Source organism: Seonamhaeicola marinus, assembly GCF_008085455.1.
This window is the reverse complement of the sequence record NZ_VSDQ01000428.1, coordinates 1-392: the sequence shown is the minus strand read 5'-3', so window position 1 is coordinate 392 and position 392 is coordinate 1. Positions and strand designations below refer to the sequence as shown.

Sequence of the window (392 nt, the reverse complement as noted above, 5' to 3'; positions counted from 1 at the left end):
TTATGATAAAAAATTAAACAATACTTTTGAAAGCATAGCAAAAACCCACAATATTACACTACACAAAGGTGTTTATGCATCGGTAGTTGGTCCGCAACTAGAAACCAGAGCAGAATACCGTATGCTTAAAATTATAGGTGCAGATGCCGTTGGTATGAGTACTGTGCCTGAAATTATTGTTGCCAACCACTTGAATTTAAAAGTAGCTGCGGTGTCAGTTTTAACAGATGAATGCGACCCAGATAACTTAGAACCTGTAAACATTGATGATATTATTGCAAATGCTGCCAAAGCAGAACCCAATATGATTACCTTGTTTAAAGAACTTATTAATAGTTTATAGCGCCATTTTCAGTTATCTACTAATCAAAGTTTAACTTAAAAAACGCATA

At 34.2% G+C, this 392-nt stretch carries 1 protein-coding gene; it reads left to right on the top strand.

Translation table 11 applies throughout. The features are described from left to right. On the top strand, window positions 1–343 hold a 343-nt coding region (locus FUA24_RS07525; RefSeq protein ID WP_148541139.1), incomplete at its 5' end, for a purine-nucleoside phosphorylase. Window positions 344–392: the final 49 nt, after the last annotated feature.